Here is an 18,988-nt window from a genome sequence, read left to right as displayed (position 1 = left end):
AATCCTAACTTTTTTTAAAAATAGTATAGTTTCTAAAAAAAATTAGATTATAAATTTTCACATATTATAATCAGAAATATTGATTCTGATGGAGATTTTTTTTATTATCTTGACCCATGTAAATAGGCAAGAAGTATTTAAATTATAATTATTAAGTATCTATGAGAAAATTACTGATAAATTTATTATTTCCTTTGGCCTTAATGGCACAGCAGGCAGAAGAAAAAGTTTACGACAAGAGTGTGAATGGAATACAGTTTTTTAATCCTGAAACTAATGATGAAACTACAATTTTAAAACTAGGAGATAAATTTATATTATCATTTGATATGTTGGATAAAGGCTATGAAAGGCTTTATTATTCAATCAGGCATTACGATAGAAACTGGGAAAAAGACAATCTCTTTGAATCGGAATACATAGATGGATATACTCAATCACAGATTTATGAATATCAATCTTCATTTAATACACGACAAAACTATACGCACTACACTCTGGAATTTCCTAATAATGACATGCGTCCGAAAGTATCAGGAAATTATCTCTTTACAGTATATGATGCAGATAGGAAACCAGTGTTTAGTAAAAAAATATTGTATTATGAGCCGCAGGCAGAAGTTGGAGTGAAATATGAAAGGTATTCATCAGTACAAAATCCGGATATAACACAACGTGTGATTGTAGAGGCATCCATTCCTTCTAATCAAGGTTCAATAAGAAATAATCAACTTTCCTTATGTATCTTACAGAATAATAATTGGAAAGTTGCTCAATGTAATATATCTCCCCAGTTTATTAATGGAAATTTATTCACTTTTGGTCAATTAACCAATGCATTTGAAGGAGGTAATGAATTTTTTACATTTGATACAAAAAACATAACAGTAGCCGGATACGGAGTATATAGAGTTTTTGAATCAGAAGGAAAATATAATATCTGGTTATATCCGGTGATACCATATCCTTTAGATTATACGTATAATCCAGATGTAAACGGGGCATTTTATTTTCGTAGATTTGATTTAAGCCAGGAAAGGGATGCACGAAATGAAGGTGATTACACACCCGTAAGTTTTTTTGTAAATTCAACTAATCCGGTTGACGATAAAGATCTTTATGTTGTGGGTCTGTTTAACAATTATGATATATCGGAAAGTAATAAAATGGAATTTAATGAAGAGCAAAGAGGATATGAAAAAACATGTTTACTTAAGCAGGGGTTTTATAATTATACCATTGCTACCAAAGATAAAAAATCAGGTAGAATTAGTTTTTCAGAAATTCCCGGTTCATTTTGGCAGACAGAAAATTTATATCAGGCATTAATCTATTATGTGCCATTTGGAGGTACTTATGATGCTCTCATAGGTTACGGAGAAGTTAGAGCCACCAGACAGTAATTAATAATTTGTATTAGTATCACAGCCTTTTATATCTGAATTTATGACTAAGGTTAATCTCTTATGGAGAATTAAGTTATTGCTTTTATGCATTTTATTCTGTTTAGGATTTCAAAAAACAGCAACCTTAACAGGGAAAGTGATAAAAGTGGCTGATGGAGATACGATTACAATTCTTACAGAAGATAAAAAACAAGTAAAAATCCGGTTGTATGGAATTGATTGTCCGGAAAAGAAACAGGATTTCGGGACTAAAGCACGAACATTTACCAGTACAATATGCTTTGGTAAAAATGTAACTGTAGAAATTAAAGGAATCGACAGATATAAAAGAACGTTAGGAATTGTTAAAGTTGAAGGAAAAAACGTTAATGAAGAATTGCTGAAAAATGGTTTGGCATGGAAGTACAAATACACCTATTCAAGTCATTATTTAAAGCTGGCACAGCAGGCAAGAAAAAGCAAATTAAATATATGGAGCTTAAAAAAGCCGATAGCTCCCTGGGATTTTAGAAAACGTAAATAATAAAAATGTCCTGAACCAGTTCAGGACATTTTTATTTCTCTAAGAATATTTTATAAGTTTTTAACCTTAATAATTTTTAAATTTTGATCCAAATCATACTCACGAGGTACGCCAGTTGCAATTTCAAAATTGATTATTTCATCAGGAGTAAGTTTTTCAAGATACATAATCAGAGCTCTTAAACTATTACCATGAGCTGCAATGACTATGTTTTTTTCCTCTTTCAGTTTCGGAATAATTTCTTTTTCAAAATAAGGAATAACCCTTTCTGCTGTATCTTTAAGACTTTCTCCGTTAGGGGGAGCTATATCATAACTTCTTCTCCATTGGTGCACCTGTTCATCTCCAAATTTTTTAGCAGTCTCGGCTTTATTTAATCCTTGCAAATCACCGTACATTCTCTCATTTAATGCTTTATTATAGATGGTAGGCACATTTTTTATTCCCGCTTCATTCAAAGCTATATTGAGTGTCTCCTGAGCTCTTTTAAGTTCGGAGGAATAAGCATAATCAAAATGCATTCCTTTTAATTTGTCTCCAGCTTCCTTAGCTTCCTCTCTTCCTTTATCGGTAAGATCAACGTCTACCCATCCTGTAAATTTATTTTCCAGATTCCATACACTTTGTCCGTGTCTGAATAATACTAAAATTGCCATATTAAATTATATTTTATATATTATTATTCCGAAATAATTATGCCATTCCGTAAATATTAAAGTAGGAAATTATTAAAATTTTAAATCTCTATGTAAGTGAAGGTATAATACTGGAAATAATGTAAATTTGAATTTAAAATAAGTGAAGTATTAATGAAAAAAATTAGTCTGTTAGCGGCTGTTTTATTAGGAATTTTTTCTATGGCTCAAAAACAAAATTTAACTCCTGAAATGCTTTGGAGTTTAGGAAGGGTATCAGTTGATGCAGTAAACGAAAAAGGAGATATCATTTACGGTGTTCAATATTATAATATTAAGGATAATAATAGTTCCCGTGATTTATACAGAGTAACTTTGGAGGGTAAAGTTAAGCAGATTACTCAAACGCCTGAAAAAGAAAAGGCTTTATTCTTCAAAGGGGATAATATTTTATATTATTCTTCCGGAGATGCAGTTTTCTCCTATAACCTTATAAACGGAGAGTCTGTAAAGATTAATGAAGAAAATGAAAAGCTTGCAGGGTTGGTTTTGTCTGAAGATTCTAAACAGATGGCTGTTTCCATGCCAGTAAAATTAGAAAAAGTGTCTGGAGCTGATATGTATCCCGAATTAGAAAAATCGGATGCGAAAGTATATGATCATTTGATGTATCGTCATTGGGATAGTTGGAAAGATGGGAATTTTGAACACATATTAATTGGCTCATCAACAAAATCACTTACAGATATCAACAAAGATGAAATGTTTAATTCCGAAAATTATTCGTTTTCTCCTGATGGAAAGTATCTGGTGTATCAGTCAAAAAAAATGTTCGGAACCGCAGATGCTATTTCTACAAATACAGACATTTACTTGTATGAAGTATCTACACAAAAAACAATAAACATAACTTCGGATAATCAAGGATATGATGTTAATCCAACATTTAGTCCCGATGGGCAATATATATCATGGCTTTCTATGAAGACCGATGGATACGAAGCTGATAAAAATGATATTAAAATATACAGTTTAAAAACAAAGAAAACAGAAAACCTTACGTCCGGATGGGATAATACAGTTGGAAGTTACATTTGGGGTAAGCTGGGAAATTATATATATTTCATCGCAGGAATAAATGCTACAGAACAGTATTATGAGTTAGATGTAAAAACTAAAAAAATCCGTCAGATAACTAAGGGGCAACACGATTTCACAAGCATTTTTCAGTGTGGTGATTACCTGGTGGGAGGAAGAGAGGATATGAACCATGCCTCAGAAGTATACAAAGTTCATATAAAGACAGGAGAGCAGACCAAGCTAACAAGTGTTAACGATGAAGCTTATAGCAAAATAGCGATGGGAAGGGTTGAAGAAAGATGGGTCGATACAACGGATGGAAAAAAAATGCTGGTATGGGTAATATTTCCGCCAAATTTCGACAAAAACAAGAAATATCCAACATTATTGTATTGTCAGGGAGGTCCTCAAAGTACAGTTTCCCAGTTTTATAGTTTCCGATGGAATTTTCAGATTATGGCTGCAAACAATTATATAATTGTAGCTCCTAACCGTAGAGGTTTACCTTCCTTTGGTGTAAAATGGAATGAAGAAATCTCAGGAGATTGGGGTGGTCAGCCTATGCGTGATTATCTATCAGCAATAGACGAAATTTCAAAAGAATCGTATGTCGATAAAAACAGGCTAGGAGCAGTAGGGGCAAGTTATGGAGGATATTCAGTGTATTATCTGGCGGGTATACATAACAAAAGATTTAAAACGTTTATTGCTCATTGCGGCGTATTTGATTTAGAATCTATGTATGGAACTACTGAAGAAGTTTTCTTCCCGAATTATGATCTCGGAGGTTCCTATTGGAATAATCCACAGCCAAAAGCTTATAAAGAATTTAATCCGATAAAATTAGTAGAAAAGTGGGATACTCCAATATTAGTGATTCATGGAGGAAGGGATTATAGAGTACCTTATACTCAGGGTTTGGAAGCTTTTCAGGTAGCTCAGTTAAAAGGTATAAAGAGCAGGTTGCTATTCTTTCCTGAAGAAAGTCATTGGGTTCAACAGCCACAAAACGGAATTATCTGGCAAAAAGAGTTTTTTAAATGGTTAAAAGAAACTCTTTAAAAATTTCTAATATAAATTCTGAAAATAAATACAAAGGCATACTCCATCGGAGTATGCCTTTGTATTTATTTAAAAATGTGGAAGCATTTATTTATTTAATTCTATAGAATTTTCTAAAAGTCTCTGATAAAAAAACAGGGCACCCTCACTATGTGCACCTATAGTAGTTTCAAAAGTAACATTTCCTCCCATTTGATTGGTTTCATCTGCGAATCTCTTAGCTGGTTCATAGTATGCAGTATGGTCATTTATTGCATGAATCATTTGAAATTTCGTTTTATTCTTCCATGGGCTAAAACTATTTTCAGTAAGTATCTGTTTTAAGTAGGCATAATCAGAATTACTGCTTTCGGAAGATCTGAATTCAGAAGTATAAAAATCTGAGCTGTTAACAGGAAATAAATTATTGGTAATAATATCCAATGCAGAATATTTACCGGATAAAAGATATTCGTTTATATTTGGTTGCTGATCTTTAAGAATTACATTATCCAGTTTTAGATTAGGATATCCATTATGTTGATAAGCCATGACAGCCCAAGGGAAAATTAAATGCTCCATAGTTTGATGATCTTTTTTTACTTCATCAGCAAGATAAGGTAATGAAGTTAAAGCACCACCAACTAGAAGTAAATCAACGTTTAATTCATTTCTATCTGTTTCATTTTTTTTGCCGGCTAATCCACTGGTATACCCTCCTAATGAATATCCGGAAAGAATGACGCCGTTCTTTTGGCTGTAATTAAGTTTAGAAATTACTCGTTGAGCTGTTTTAGTTAAATTAATAAGGGAATTAGCCATAGGCTGTGCTTCTAGGACAGGAATAGAGCATTCACCATAAGAGTCTCCAAACCCTGGGTAATCCGGAATTAATACAGCAAAACCTTCTACGGCTAAAAGATTATTAAAAAAGTTGGTAAGCTTGTTTTCAAATACCTGGTTGTTTAATAATTCTTTATCCTGATAAATTGCTGAAGCAGCTTCATTCTTACCTGTGTATGCTCCCGGAGCAATGATAACCAGCTTACAGCTTTTTCCATCGGAAAGAATGCTTTTACTAGGTAGGAGTAAAATCCCGGAATTATTTATAAAAGTACCCTTTCGGCCCGGATGTTGTTCCTTATAATTAATTTTGTATACACTTACGTATAAACTATCCAAATGCAGTCCCTTATTAGTTAAAGTTTCTTTTTGTTTAGCTAAATTAAAATTGCTGAAATCTAAATTAATCCCCGGAATACTGTTGTAAGCTGAGATTGAACTTTTAAAAAATAGCTCCATTTGTGAAAGATCATCATAAGACAGTCTGTTTATGCTTTTAATATTTTGTTGAGATGTATGGATGTAAATATCATCATCCGTACAAGAAGTAAAAGTCGATAATATACAAATAAAGGCAAATAATGTAAATTTTTTCATAAAAATTAGTATTTTAAATTGAATTTTTTATTTCAAAGGTAAAATATTTATTTTATATTTATATATTAAGAATTAATTAATTGGTTTTTTTATATACTTTTTAAATTAAGTACCTGTTAATTTGTATATTAAGGTAAATAATCATTAATTTAGATATTATATTTTACAAAATGTAAAAATCAATCCTGATTATTAGCTGATAAATAATCAAATAAGCGGTTGTAAGCAGAACAATAAATTTATATACATCTGACAAAAATCAGTATATTTGTCAACTTTACGTTTATTAAAATAATATTAGTGTAAACCGCAAAAAAATATCATACCATGAATTTACATGAATATCAAGGAAAAGAAATACTTTCATCATTCGGAGTAAGAGTTCAAAGAGGAATCGTAGCAACTACACCCGATGAAGCTGTTAATGCAGCAAAAGAAATGACCGATAAAACCGGAACAAACTGGTGGGTGGTTAAAGCTCAAATACATGCAGGTGGAAGAGGAAAAGGCGGTGGAGTAAAACTAGCTAAAACACTGGATGAGGTTAAAGAAAAATCGTCTGAAATTATCGGGATGAACCTTATAACTCCCCAAACATCAAAAGAAGGGAAAAAAGTACATCAGGTTTTTATTGCTGAAGATATGTATTATCCGGGAGAGTCTGAGGTTGAAGAATTTTATATGTCTGTTTTATTAGACAGAGCCAAAGGTAAAAATATGATTATTTATTCTACAGAAGGAGGAATGGATATTGAAGCCGTGGCAGAAAAAACTCCGGAAAGAATTTTCACTGAAGAAATAGATCCTGCAGTAGGACTGCAAAGTTTTCAGGCAAGAAAAATAGCATTTAACTTAGGAGTTACAGGAGATGCATTCAAAGATATGGTTCGGTTTGTTACTTCTCTTTATAAAGCGTATATTGAAAGTGATGCTACTTTGTTTGAAATCAATCCTGTATTAAAAACATCTGATAATAAAATTGCAGCAGTAGATGCTAAAGTAACCATAGATAATAATGCATTATTTCGTCATCAGGATTACCTAGCATTGAGAGATGTTAGAGAAGAAGATCCTACTGAAGTGGAAGCCGGTGAAGCAGGTCTTAACTTTGTTAAGTTAGATGGGAATGTAGGTTGTATGGTAAATGGAGCAGGATTAGCAATGGCTACAATGGATATCATTAAGTTATCTGGAGGAAATCCTGCAAATTTCTTGGATGTCGGAGGAACCGCAGATGCTGAGAGAGTAGAAAAAGCTTTCAGAATCATATTAAAAGATGATGCAGTAAAAGCTATACTAGTAAATATCTTTGGCGGAATTGTTCGATGTGACCGGGTAGCTCAGGGAATCTTAGACGCATATAAAAATATGGGGGACTTTATAAAAGTACCTATCATAGTACGTTTACAAGGAACCAATGCTGAAATAGCTAAGAAAATGATTGATGACAGTGGACTGAAAGTATTGTCTGCAATAACTCTAGAAGATGCAGCCAATGCTGTGAAAGAATCATTATCGTAAATTTAATTTCAATTTTTTTAAATATATCAGCCGGAATTAATTAATTCCGGCTTTTTTTAACTCAATCTACACGATTTACAATAGATATAACCTTTTGCAATATAAGACTATTGGGTATAGTAATAAATTCCCCCTCAACGGTTCTCAGATTTATATAAAAAGCCTTTATATCTTCAACTACAGCTTCAATAGGATTATCTTTATCAAGAATTTTTATCGTGTCACCAATTCTAAAAGGAACAGTAAAATATATGATTAATCCAGCTGTAACATTACTCAACAACGACCATTGAGCAAAAAATGCAACTCCAACAATAGCAAATACAGAAGCGAATGAGGCAAATATCCATTGAGGAGTGACACCCCATATTGTAATAAGAAATACAGAGAATAATATGTTAATTAAAATATTAACGTATTTTATTACAATCTTTGTACGTAAATCGTTGATTTGAGAATTAACCCCATAGCGGTAAATAATTTTCCTTATAATGATTTTTAATAAAGGGGTAGCGACACATGCCGCTAAAGTGCTTATGATTTGAAGATGATAATCGTGAAAAAATTTTTCAATAAATTCCATTTAATACAATTATAATATTTGATTTATATTTTCTTTAGGCCTTCCGATGACAGCTTTATTACCATTGATAATAACAGGTCGTTGAATTAATTGTGGGTTCTTTGATAAAATTTCCAAAAGTTCAATTTCCTCTAAATGCATGTCTTTAAACTGTTCATTCCACAGAGATTCGTTTGTTCTAACTAAAGCCATCGGTTGAATTTGTAGTAAATTCACCAGTTCTTTTAATGTGTCAACATTTATTCCGGTTTGCATATAATTAATTATGTGAATCTCTTTAAACTTTTCACTTAAAAAATCCAAAGCCTCCCTGCTTTTACTGCATCTGGGATTATGGTATATAGTAATCATAAACATATTTTGATCCAAAGTTACAAAATTGGTTATTTATTTTACACAGGCAAATATTTAGTAATTTATGATCAAATTAATATCCGGAGTTTTTACTTAAAATATAACAAGATATAATACTCTGACTATAATAAAGATGAATTTAATACTATTGTATAAAAAATATGCATCCGGATAGTTACGAGTATAGTATTTTTTTGTATTTTACATTGTATTTTTGCAATAATATGATTACTCAGGAAAATTTAAAAGAAATTCAATCCAGGCTAAATGATTTATATGAATATCTGGAAATAGAAAAGAAACTTGTTGAAATTCAAAATGAAGAAGAAAAGTCTGCCGACCCTGCTTTTTGGAATGATCCCAAGCAGGCTGAAGTTATTTTAAAACAACTTAGAGGAAAGAAAAAATGGGTGGAAGAATATCAGGATATTAAAACAAAATATGAAGATTTAACCGTTTTATTTGATTTTTACAAATCCGGTGATGTTGAAGAAGAAGAAGTTGAAAGTCAATATCAGGCAGTAAGTAAGCTTTTAGAAGATGTGGAATTTAAAAATATGCTTTCAGCTGAAGGAGATGATTTAAGCGGAGTCTTGCAAATAACTGCGGGCGCCGGAGGAACTGAGAGTTGCGATTGGGCAAGTATGTTAATGCGTATGTATATTATGTGGGCAGATAAACATAAATTTAAAGTAAGGGAGCTCAATTATCAGGAAGGAGATGTTGCAGGAATCAAAACAGTGACTCTGGAAATTGATGGAGATTATGCTTTCGGATATTTGAAAGGTGAAAATGGAGTTCACAGATTGGTGCGTATTTCACCTTTTGATTCAAATGCAAAAAGACACACATCTTTTGCCTCAGTTTATGTTTATCCATTAGTAGATGATTCAATTGATATACAAATTAACCAATCTGATATATCTTGGGATACTTTCCGATCTAGTGGTGCCGGAGGTCAAAATGTTAATAAAGTAGAGACGGGAGTGCGTTTACGATATAAATATAAAGATGAAATAACAGGAGAGGATAGAGAGATTATAATTGAGAATACAGAAAGTAGATCACAGTTACAAAATAAAGAAAAGGCCATGCAATTACTTAAATCTCGTTTGTTTGAAATAGAGTTGGAAAAGAGAAATGCTAAAAGAGATGAGATTGAGGCTGGAAAAATGAAGATTGAGTGGGGAAGCCAGATCAGAAACTATGTGATGCAACCGTACCGTTTAGTTAAAGATGTACGTACAGGGGCAGAAACCTCAGATGTAGATTCAGTAATGAATGGTAATATAGATGAATTTTTAAAATCCTATTTAATGTTGATGGGGCAAAAAGTAACAGAATAAAAAATATTAATATAAATAAATAGCTTATGGAAATCTTTGGGGGATTAGTTTCAATTGTACTAGTATTATTTTTCTTAATTTTTATATTCACAATATTAGGAGCTTTTTTTATTGTGAAACAGCAGACTACTGCTGTCGTTGAACGATTTGGTAAATTTCATTCAATTCGACAGGCGGGTTTTAATTTTAAAATACCGATTATAGATAGTATATCTGGAAAGGTAAACCTTAAAATACAGCAATTGGATGTGATGATAGAAACTAAAACTAAAGATGATGTATTTGTTAAACTTAAAGTTTCAGTTCAGTATCAGGTAGTGCAAACGGCGGTTTATGATGCTTTTTATAAACTACAAAATCCTTATGCTCAAATAACTTCATATGTCTTTGATGTAGTACGTGCTGAAGTTCCCAAATTGCGTTTAGATGATGTTTTTGAAAGAAAAGATGATATAGCAATTGCCGTTAAAAGTGAGATTCAGGAAGCTATGCAGAGTTACGGCTACAGCATAATAAAAGCTTTGGTGACAGATATAGATCCTGATGAACAGGTTAAACAAGCAATGAATCGTATTAATTCAGCGGAAAGAGAAAAAATTGCAGCTGAATATGAAGCAGAAGCAGAGCGTATAAAAATAGTGGCTAAGGCCAGAGCAGAAGCTGAGAGTAAACAGTTACAAGGTAAAGGTATTGCTGATCAGAGAAGAGAAATTGCCAGAGGACTGGAAGAATCCGTTAAGGTTTTAAATGGAGTAAATATAAATTCACAGGAAGCGTCTTCTCTTATTGTAGTTACACAACATTACGATACTCTTAATTCTATAGGAGCCAGTTCTCGTTCAAATCTTATATTATTGCCGAATAATCCGAGTGCTGCAAGTGATATGTTAACTAATATGATTACTTCTTTTGCAGCTTCTCAGCATGTAGGAGAACAATCAAACGAGGCTAAATAGTCTTGGTAATAATAAATTATAGTAAAAATAAAAAGAGGAAGTATTAAGTACTTCCTCTTTTTATTTTAATTCAGTTAATGTTAGGTAACCTACTTATTTTTTTAAAGCGTCTTTAGCTCCTTTTGCAGCTTCTTTTACTTCATTAGCAGCACCTTTTGCAGCATCTTTAATATTAGTTGCAGCTTCTTTGCTTCCTTCTTTAATTTCATGAGCAGCTTCTTTTGCAGTTTCTTTAACTTCACCTGCAGTTTCTTTTAAATCGCTAACAGCTTCATTTGTAGTGCTTTTTATTTTAGATTCAGCTGAATCAGAAGCAGTTCCGATTTTTTGATCAGCAGCACCAGCAGTTGAGTCGATGGCTGTTGTAGCAGAATCAGCTTGAGCTGAAGCATCTGTAGCATTTTTTTTGTCACAAGCGATGAAAGATGTTGTAGCGATAACAGCGATAGCGGCGATGTTTAAAATAGTTTTTTTCATAATTATAAATTTTTAAATTAATATTTTTATGTTTGTTTAAATTAATTTCAATATAAGTACTAGAATAATCATCATTTTTATATAAAAATAATGAATGTCTAAAATAGTATAAGACTATGGATGAGTTTTACAATAAAGTTAGTTTCGTTGAAGTGCTTATTATAACAATTTTACACTTTGAAATAAGGAGTTAAATTAGGTAGTTCAGTAGTGAGTTAGAATTAAAGGTTACACTCTGAGGTGTAACCTTTAAGTAAATTTTGTTTAACTTTAAACAATAATTATTTAGTTTCTTCAGCTTTTGCAGGAGCAGCTTCAGCTTTAGCAGCATCAGCGTGTGCAGAATCAGCTTTAACAGCAGTTGAGTCAGCAGCAGGAGCAACTTCAGCAGGAGCAGCAGCAGAATCACCAGCAACAGCAGTTGAATCAGCAGCAGGAGCAGCATCTGTAGCTTTTTTGTCACAAGCGATGAAAGAAGTAGTAGCTATAGCAACGATAGCAGCGATGTTTAAAATTGTTTTTTTCATGTGTTTTTTAATTTTTAATATTTTTGTTATAAGTTTACACTGCAAATATAGAAGAGATAATCCGGTTAAAACATTTATTGTGTTGTAACACTCTTGTAAATCAAGAAAAGTTATTTTACAAAAAATATATACTGGTATTCAGTGGGTTATAATTAATTTACAAATGACAGATCAGGAAGAAATACTGTTTAAACAGCTTAAAAAGGAGGTTACGGAGACTTTTTTACAGGACTTCCCTTCCTCAAATCCTGATATTTCTAAGTGGAAAGGTTTAGATATTATATATTTTCAGGAACATCTTCGTCAGAAAGTTCGAGGAAATGTAAGTGAGAAATGGTTTTATACCTATTTCAAATCTTCTTTTGAAAAACTTCCAAGAATTGATATGCTTAATCTTTTGTCTCAGTACTGTGGTTATAGAAGAGGTTGGGCAGAATTTACAGAAAATCATCACCCGTATATAGCTCTAAACAATGATGTCATTGGGGGAGGATCTGAAGAAAAAGAGGTCGATATTAATCCAAACTCGGAAGAATCAGTATCTATCGATTATAACAAACCTTTCGAAGATACAAATAAATCAAAGTTGCCGGCAGTTAGAAAATCAAATTATAAAAAGATAAGTTTGATTGTTTTATCAGCAATTTTGATTTTAGGTTTAATTTTTGGAATAGCTAAATATTTTGAAAATAAAAATACCTACGATTTTTGTTTTTATGATACAGATAGAGGCTCCCTGATAAAGTCTCGATTGGAGATAGTTATTCAGAAACAGGGGGTATCACCTGAGTTTTATACTATTAATAATGGATGCTTCTCCTATCGGTCATCGTCAGATACACTAAAGATGATTGTAAGTTCACCAATGTATAAAAAAGAAACTTTTGTAGTAGGTTTAAAAGAAATCAGAGAAAAAGGAGAAGATAATCATAAGAATTTTAAATTGAGACCCGATGATTATGCTATCATGCTCTATTATTATTCAACCGCTGTAAATAGTACGGACGAAAAACAGAAAGCGCAATTAATCAAACAAAGAAAAGAAGAATTGAATAAGTTAATATCTGATGATGCTTTAATATACCAAGTATATGATAGTGAATTATTCGGAGTTGAAGTATTAGACAAAAAAAAGTATATTGATTTTATGACAACTCCTACTACTTCTCTTAAAAATTATGTATTAATTACCAGTCAGGTCAATAATAAAAATAAAATCAATTTAATTAAGTTTAAAATCCAGAAAAATGAAAATTAAATATATTATTCAGTGTATTAGCGTTATGCTCGTACTTTTTTTTATGGCTTGCAATAAAGGGAAGTATTACGAAGGAGAAAAAGATCCGGATAAAATAAAAGGATATAAAAATGAGAATTATTATACGTCCGGAAAAATGGATTCTACCCAGGTAATTGCTCACATAACCGAGCAAAAATTACAGGAAGTCTATGACTTAGCAATTCTTGCAGCTGAAAATAAATCTAATAAAGATATTGATACACTCCTTCTTTCACAGCTACAAGGGTACTTTCCTAAAGGTGATACACTTTATGTTGCTCAAATTGTAAATACGCTAGATTCCCTTAAAGTTAAATATGTCAAAGTTGAGCTAAATAAACAAATGCTTTCAGATACTGCTATTCTCAACGATTCTATTGGAAAAGTTCAATTTAAAGCCCATTATTACGATAGAAATAAAAAATATTTTTCAACACAGGAACAGCAAGCAGATTATATTTTGAAAAAAAATCCTGAAAAATTTAAGGCAGAATTTAAATTTTATTTTTCTTCAATAGGAAAAGCAGAGTAAAATTCCGGAGTGATAATATAATCTAAAGGTATATCAGTAACTTCTAAATCTTCAATCTTGCTTACTGGATTGAAAAATGATAATCCTATTTTTGTTGCATTCGGATGCGATGATAGGAATTTATCGTAATATCCTTTTCCATAACCAATTCGATTTCCAGAAGTATCGTAAGCTAATAGAGGTACAAAAACACAATCTATCGTATTAAGATTTATAGGGTTTTCATTATAAGGTTCAGGAATACCCCATTTACTTATTTTCAACGAAGTGTCAGAAGTGAGTTTAAAATGTTCTAATTGATTTTTTTTAGTTTTAGAACAGTATACATTTTTGTTATTTAGCCATAAGTATTGTACAAAAAAAGAAGTATTAATTTCTTTTTTTTCAATGATCGAAAGAAAAATATGAAAACTTTGAAAATAATTCAATCCTGAAACGAGCCATTGATTAAATATTTTTTCTGATTTTTCATTAATTTCATCTTCAGATATTTTTTTTCTAAGATTTGTAAAGTAGTTCCGGGCCTGTAATTTGGTCATCTAGATTTTTTTTACGGAAATTATTTTTACAGGGCATGCTTTAGCCGCTTTATCAGAAGAATCAAAAATAGAATCGTCAGGATTTTTAATAGTAAAAAAACCTTTTTTCTCCTGTGAGCGTAAAAGTACCGATTTTCCATCTTTTTTGGACATGCGGAAGTGTTCGGGATCAAATTCTGCGCAATAATTGCATCCAATACATTTATCTCTTTGAAGAGTAATGATAACCATTAATTTGAATATTCTGTTTTAACAACCTTGTATAATTTATCTGATGGGCGTACTTTAAAACCTATAGGAAGGGTAAGAATATCTCCTTTCTTAGCTTCCTGAGCCGGTAAATCATCAACCATCATGGAAGCTACTTCTGCTTCCTGAGATCCCGTGGTAGGGCCTTGAATCAAGATTTTATCTCCTATAGCCAAGCCGTAAGCCTCTATTTCAAATTCACCAATTTGTGTTTTTGGATAATAATGTCTCCCTTTTCCAACATACACTTTTTTTTGTGTTGCATTAGAACCTGGATTGTCAGACCATTCTCCAAGTTTCTGCCCCAGATAATATCCGCTCCAGAATCCTCTGTTATATACTGTTTCAAGCCTTTTCATCCAAACATTGATTTTATCTTTGGTAAAAGTGTTGTCTGCAACAGAGTTTATTGCTTCACGATAACAACGGGTTACTTCAGCAACATATTCAGGAGCTCTTCCACGTCCTTCAATTTTAAGAACTTTAATACCGGAATCTACGACCTGATCAAGAAAGTCGAGTGTGCATAAATCTTTTGGAGACATCATATATTCATTGTCTATCTCAATTTCAAAACCAGATTCCTGATCAATAACAGTATATTTTTTTCTACAGTTTTGTTTGCAAGCTCCTCGGTTTGCAGAAGAATTATGTGAATGCAGGCTTAAATAACATTTGCCGGATACTGCCATACATAAGGCTCCGTGCCCGAATATTTCTATTTCAATTAAATTTCCCGAAGGACCTTTAATTTGTTCTTTCTCAATCTGTGAAGTTATTTTTTTTACCTGGCTCAAGCTTAATTCTCTACTTAATACCATAGTGTCTGCAAAAAGGGAATAAAATTTTACAGTTTCAATATTAGTAATGTTAATTTGAGTTGATATATGAACTTCCATATCAATTTGTCGGGCATAAGCTATAACAGCCTGATCCATCGCTATAACAGCTGTTATTCCTGCTGATTTTGCTCTGTCTAAAACAGTTTTTATGATAGATAAATCATGATCATATATAATGGTATTGAGGGTAAGATAAGTTCTTACGCCTTTGGCCTGGCAGCGTTTAGATACTTCTTCCAGATCGTCAAGAGTAAAGTTAACCGATGAGCGGGCTCTCATATTTAATTGCTCTACTCCAAAATATATTGAATCAGCACCATTATCCAAAGCAGCTTGCATAGATTCGAAATTACCCGCAGGAGCCATTAGCTCAATTTTTCCGCTTTTTGTCATTCTTCAAATTTGGCGCAAAAATACAAAATATAACATATACCAACTGATATTTGTCATTTAGTATTTAAATCCTTTAATATGATTTTCTTAATTGGTCAAATCTTTATTCTGTTAAAAATTTATTAACTCATTATGGCATCGTAGAGAAAACTGTATATTTGTAAGCTAAATAATGTATGGTAAAGAAAATAGCTATATTTCCCTTTATACTGCTGATACGATTTTATCAGTTAGCTATTTCTCCATGGCTGGGTAAAAATTGCCGATATACGCCTACATGCTCTAGCTACATGTTGGAAGCACTTAAAACGCATGGACTAATAAAAGGTTTATGGTTGGGAGGAAAAAGAATTTTTCGATGTCATCCATGGGGAGGTTGTGGCTATGATCCGGTTCCACCAAAAAAGAATATAATAAATAAATGAATCAGATTTTAGAAATTATATGGGATCCTAGTTTGGGGATTCACATAGGTAGTTTTACTCTTAGATATTATAGCCTGATGTACGTCATCGCTTTCGGATTAGGGTTTTATCTTATGGATTTAATATTTAAAACAGACCATGAAGATAAAAAATTACTGGATCCGTTGTTTCTTTACATGTTTGTAGCAGTCATTTTAGGTGCCAGACTTGGTCATGTTTTATTTTATCAAAAAGAATTATTTGTACAGGATCCCTTAGCTGTGTTTTTACCTATAAGGACACAGCCTAATTTTGAATTTACTGGATTTTCAGGCCTTGCAAGTCATGGTGCCGCTATAGGGATATTAATTTCTCTTTATTTATTTACCAGAAAATATCTCAAGAGAAATTTTTTATGGATTCTTGATAGAATTGTTATTCCTGTTGCCATTGGTGGGATGTTTATACGATTTGGTAATTTTTTTAACTCAGAAATTTTAGGTAAACCATCTGATCTTCCTTGGGCGGTTCTATTTGTTCAACAAGACACCGGAGAGTATGGAGGAGTTGTTCCTCGTCATCCCGCCCAACTGTATGAGGCTTTTGGTTATCTGATATTATTTATAATGCTTTTATTTATATATTTTAAAACGGATAAAAAGAAATATCTTGGTTGGATTTTCGGTTTCTTTTTAATAATTCTTTTCGGTATACGTTTTATGGTTGAATTTTTCAAAGAGCCACAAGGAGAAGAATATATCAATTGGTTAGGTCTTAATACAGGTCAGTGGTTAAGTGTTCCTTTCATTATTGCCGGATTTATAATATTAGCTACAGCAAAAAATAGAATTTACATTCCTAAAAACAAACAATAATGAAATTTTTTATAAAATACAAGCTGTTTTTGTTATCCTTGTTATTTATTACATGGGTTACAAGCTGTAAAAATGATTCAGATATCAGTGTCAGTACTAATTTTGAGCAGCTTGACACGATGGGGTTACATATTGGAGATAAACTCCCATTAGAGTTTACTTCCTCGGATGCGACTATAAATTCTTATACAATAAAATTAAATGACAAGTTGTATTCTGATCTTAAAGAGATTACATTAGATTCTACAAATGCTCAAATCGGAACTAACTATTTAGTTCTTACCTTAAATTATAATGGTAAACATCAAAAACTTATTGATGCTACCTTTAGTGTTTATTCTAAAGAAAAAGAAAAAGAGTTGACTTACAAAATTGTTGGAGAATATCCACATAATCCTGAATTATTTACACAAGGTTTCACATACCAAAATGGAGTTATAACAGAAAGTTCAGGACAATATGGTAAATCTAAATTGGTGAGATATCCGTTGGGTTCAACTACATATACACAGTCGGTTGATATAGATTCCAAATTTTTTGCAGAAGGTTTCGCCGTCCTTAATAAAAAGTTGTATCTGTTAACATGGAGGGAAAGAACATGTTTAGTTTTTGATGAAAGTGATTTTAAACTAACTAATCAATTTACTTATCCGGGTAGTATTATAGAAGGTTGGGGAGCTACAACAATGGGAAAAGAAATAGTAATTTCTGATAGTTCTTCAAATCTTAAATTTTTTGATTCGGATTTCAATTTAAAAAAGACAGTTACCGCAGCAGGATATGATACTATTTACACCTATCTTAATGAATTAGAGTATGCCAATGGGTATATATATGCAAATGTTTTTGATGCACCCATTATTTTAGTTATAAATCCAGCAACAGGTTCAGTGGTTGCTAAAGCTGATTTTTCAGAATTAGTAAAACAAAATAAAACCAATAGTGAAGCTGTGTTAAATGGAATTGCTCATGTTGAAGGAAATACATTTCTGATTACCGGAAAACTTTGGTCAAAAATTTATAAAGTAGAATTTAATATAAAATAAACAGTTTTAATAGTCTTAATTAAGAAAGCCTGAATATGAAAATATTCAGGCTTTCTTAATTAAGGATAATACAAAAAAGATTAATTTTTTAAATAATTTATTGCGACATAATTGCATTAATAAAAAAAATATTTATATTTGTCAGCATAAATTAACTATAAAATATTAAAAGAAATGAAAAATAAACTGAAGGAAAATTTATTATTGAGATTAATTGTACTGTGTGTTATTACAATATCACTTATTTCTTGTAGCAATGATGATGAATTTATTGATACTGATAGAATACAGAAAAGTGAATTGGTTTTTACAGAAGTCAGTGGTGAAGGTTTATATGCACATGGAGATCATTTTCATGGTATAGCAGGATCAACTGAAGGAGACAAAACAACAATTCAATTTAATTCTAAGGGAGATGCAATATCGGGAAATCCTGTTAAATTAAAACCTGGGGCTATTTATAAAGTAGAATTAAAATCATGGAATCAGAACGGTGCTGAAGTACAACAAAACTATATTGCTAATAAAACCATAGCAGATAGTTACAAAGCTTTTATAATAGGAGGAAATTTTGTACTTAATTCTAATTCAGCAACTGGTACTGGAGCTGTTTTTCAACCAAGAGAATTAAACTATGCCGATGGAACTGCTGTAAGTGGTAAGTATGAAACAACCGGTGTGTTGTCTTATTTCACATTAGGTAGTGATAATGCTGAAGGTGCTAAAAACGTAAAATATGTAATGAGAAAACTTGTAACAAATGTTAAAAAATCGATTGAAAGAGTAGATTGGAATAGAGAAGATTATCAAACTTCATTTATAGGAAATGATGAATTAGTGTTAAAATATATAATTGCTTCTAAATAAATATTTTCAGAGCAAAGTAAATTATATTATTTGTTTTAATTTTGAGGAAAGTAATTTTTATTACTTTCCTCTT

The 18,988-nt window shown here is 31.7% G+C and carries 21 protein-coding genes; 12 read left to right on the top strand and 9 right to left on the bottom strand.

The window, feature by feature from the left end; translation table 11 throughout:
* Positions 1-161 precede the first annotated feature (161 nt).
* Both EOV51_RS03265 and EOV51_RS03260 read left to right on the top strand, forming a co-directional pair.
* On the top strand, positions 162-1,403 hold the full coding sequence (locus tag EOV51_RS03265) for a type IX secretion system plug protein (protein ID WP_128149820.1): 1,242 nt from the start codon (positions 162-164) through the stop codon (positions 1,401-1,403).
* A 43-nt stretch (positions 1,404-1,446) separates the two neighbouring features.
* Positions 1,447-1,929: a thermonuclease family protein gene (locus EOV51_RS03260; RefSeq protein WP_128149818.1), complete on the top strand. Its 483-nt coding sequence runs from the start codon at positions 1,447-1,449 to the stop codon at positions 1,927-1,929.
* Between the two features lie 50 nt (positions 1,930-1,979).
* On the opposite strand, the gene EOV51_RS03255 is transcribed toward EOV51_RS03260, so the two are convergent.
* On the bottom strand, positions 1,980-2,585 hold the full coding sequence (locus EOV51_RS03255) for a 2,3-bisphosphoglycerate-dependent phosphoglycerate mutase (protein WP_128149815.1): 606 nt from the start codon (positions 2,583-2,585) through the stop codon (positions 1,980-1,982).
* A 153-nt stretch (positions 2,586-2,738) separates the two neighbouring features.
* Between EOV51_RS03255 and EOV51_RS03250 the strand changes: the two genes are divergently transcribed.
* Positions 2,739-4,706 (top strand): S9 family peptidase, encoded by a 1,968-nt coding sequence (locus EOV51_RS03250; protein ID WP_128149813.1) that lies wholly within the window; start codon positions 2,739-2,741, stop codon positions 4,704-4,706.
* Positions 4,707-4,793: 87 nt separating this feature from the next.
* Here EOV51_RS03250 and EOV51_RS03245 read toward each other — a convergent pair whose 3' ends face one another.
* Positions 4,794-6,125, bottom strand: coding sequence for a lipase family protein (locus EOV51_RS03245; RefSeq protein ID WP_128149811.1), 1,332 nt, complete (start codon positions 6,123-6,125; stop codon positions 4,794-4,796).
* Positions 6,126-6,452: 327 nt separating this feature from the next.
* Here EOV51_RS03245 and sucC point away from each other — a divergent pair, with 327 nt between their 5' ends.
* Positions 6,453-7,646 carry an ADP-forming succinate--CoA ligase subunit beta gene (sucC, locus tag EOV51_RS03240; protein ID WP_128149809.1) on the top strand — a complete coding sequence of 398 codons (1,194 nt, stop codon included), beginning with the start codon at positions 6,453-6,455 and terminating at the stop codon, positions 7,644-7,646.
* Positions 7,647-7,707: 61 nt separating this feature from the next.
* On the opposite strand, the gene EOV51_RS03235 is transcribed toward sucC, so the two are convergent.
* Positions 7,708-8,229, bottom strand: a complete 522-nt coding sequence (locus tag EOV51_RS03235) for a mechanosensitive ion channel domain-containing protein (protein ID WP_128149807.1) — start codon at positions 8,227-8,229, stop codon at positions 7,708-7,710.
* A 9-nt stretch (positions 8,230-8,238) separates the two neighbouring features.
* Positions 8,239-8,580, bottom strand: coding sequence for an arsenate reductase (glutaredoxin) (gene arsC / locus EOV51_RS03230; RefSeq protein WP_128149805.1), 342 nt, complete (start codon positions 8,578-8,580; stop codon positions 8,239-8,241).
* 227 nt (positions 8,581-8,807) lie between these two features.
* Between arsC and prfB the strand changes: the two genes are divergently transcribed.
* Together prfB and EOV51_RS03220 are read left to right on the top strand one after the other, a co-directional pair.
* Positions 8,808-9,929 carry a peptide chain release factor 2 gene (prfB, locus tag EOV51_RS03225; RefSeq protein ID WP_128149803.1) on the top strand — a complete coding sequence of 374 codons (1,122 nt, stop codon included), beginning with the start codon at positions 8,808-8,810 and terminating at the stop codon, positions 9,927-9,929.
* Positions 9,930-9,955: 26 nt separating this feature from the next.
* Positions 9,956-10,885: an SPFH domain-containing protein gene (locus tag EOV51_RS03220; protein WP_128149801.1), complete on the top strand. Its 930-nt coding sequence runs from the start codon at positions 9,956-9,958 to the stop codon at positions 10,883-10,885.
* A 93-nt stretch (positions 10,886-10,978) separates the two neighbouring features.
* On the opposite strand, the gene EOV51_RS03215 is transcribed toward EOV51_RS03220, so the two are convergent.
* The gene (locus tag EOV51_RS03215) at positions 10,979-11,362 is read right to left on the bottom strand and encodes a hypothetical protein (protein WP_128149799.1); all 384 of its coding nucleotides are present in this window, start codon (positions 11,360-11,362) and stop codon (positions 10,979-10,981) included.
* A gap of 281 nt (positions 11,363-11,643) precedes the next feature.
* Positions 11,644-11,889: a hypothetical protein gene (locus tag EOV51_RS14615; RefSeq protein WP_164875238.1), complete on the bottom strand. Its 246-nt coding sequence runs from the start codon at positions 11,887-11,889 to the stop codon at positions 11,644-11,646.
* A 163-nt stretch (positions 11,890-12,052) separates the two neighbouring features.
* Here EOV51_RS14615 and EOV51_RS03205 point away from each other — a divergent pair, with 163 nt between their 5' ends.
* On the top strand, positions 12,053-13,147 hold the full coding sequence (locus EOV51_RS03205; protein WP_128149795.1) for a hypothetical protein: 1,095 nt from the start codon (positions 12,053-12,055) through the stop codon (positions 13,145-13,147).
* Entirely contained in the window at positions 13,137-13,700 is a 564-nt protein-coding gene (locus tag EOV51_RS03200; RefSeq protein ID WP_128149793.1) for a hypothetical protein, read from the top strand. The genes EOV51_RS03205 and EOV51_RS03200 overlap by 11 nt, the downstream gene beginning before the upstream one ends.
* On the opposite strand, the gene EOV51_RS03195 is transcribed toward EOV51_RS03200, so the two are convergent.
* Genes EOV51_RS03195 through EOV51_RS03185 form a run of 3 tightly spaced genes read right to left on the bottom strand, consistent with a single transcriptional unit; the run spans position 13,670 to position 15,723 of the window.
* On the bottom strand, positions 13,670-14,239 hold the full coding sequence (locus EOV51_RS03195; RefSeq protein ID WP_128149791.1) for a 5-formyltetrahydrofolate cyclo-ligase: 570 nt from the start codon (positions 14,237-14,239) through the stop codon (positions 13,670-13,672). The genes EOV51_RS03200 and EOV51_RS03195 overlap by 31 nt on opposite strands.
* Entirely contained in the window at positions 14,240-14,470 is a 231-nt protein-coding gene (locus EOV51_RS03190; protein ID WP_128149789.1) for a ferredoxin, read from the bottom strand.
* Entirely contained in the window at positions 14,470-15,723 is a 1,254-nt protein-coding gene (locus tag EOV51_RS03185) for a peptidase U32 family protein (RefSeq protein ID WP_128149787.1), read from the bottom strand. Before EOV51_RS03185 ends, EOV51_RS03190 begins: the two co-directional genes overlap by 1 nt.
* Positions 15,724-15,899: 176 nt before the next feature.
* Here EOV51_RS03185 and yidD point away from each other — a divergent pair, with 176 nt between their 5' ends.
* The 4 genes from yidD to EOV51_RS03165 all read left to right on the top strand — a co-directional run bounded on the left by yidD (position 15,900) and on the right by EOV51_RS03165 (position 18,915).
* Positions 15,900-16,148 carry a membrane protein insertion efficiency factor YidD gene (yidD, locus tag EOV51_RS03180; RefSeq protein ID WP_128149785.1) on the top strand — a complete coding sequence of 83 codons (249 nt, stop codon included), beginning with the start codon at positions 15,900-15,902 and terminating at the stop codon, positions 16,146-16,148.
* Positions 16,145-17,002 (top strand): prolipoprotein diacylglyceryl transferase, encoded by an 858-nt coding sequence (gene lgt, locus EOV51_RS03175; protein ID WP_128149783.1) that lies wholly within the window; start codon positions 16,145-16,147, stop codon positions 17,000-17,002. The genes yidD and lgt overlap by 4 nt, the downstream gene beginning before the upstream one ends.
* Complete coding sequence (locus EOV51_RS03170; protein WP_128149781.1) at positions 17,002-18,048, top strand: glutaminyl-peptide cyclotransferase; 1,047 nt, start codon at positions 17,002-17,004, stop codon at positions 18,046-18,048. The genes lgt and EOV51_RS03170 overlap by 1 nt, the downstream gene beginning before the upstream one ends.
* Before the next feature lie 174 nt (positions 18,049-18,222).
* Positions 18,223-18,915, top strand: coding sequence for a hypothetical protein (locus EOV51_RS03165; protein WP_228427702.1), 693 nt, complete (start codon positions 18,223-18,225; stop codon positions 18,913-18,915).
* Positions 18,916-18,988: the final 73 nt, after the last annotated feature.

The organism is Apibacter raozihei, from assembly GCF_004014855.1.
In the GTDB taxonomy this organism is placed as follows: Bacteria; Bacteroidota; Bacteroidia; order Flavobacteriales; family Weeksellaceae; genus Apibacter; species Apibacter raozihei.
This window is presented reverse-complemented; position numbering and strand designations above follow the sequence as displayed.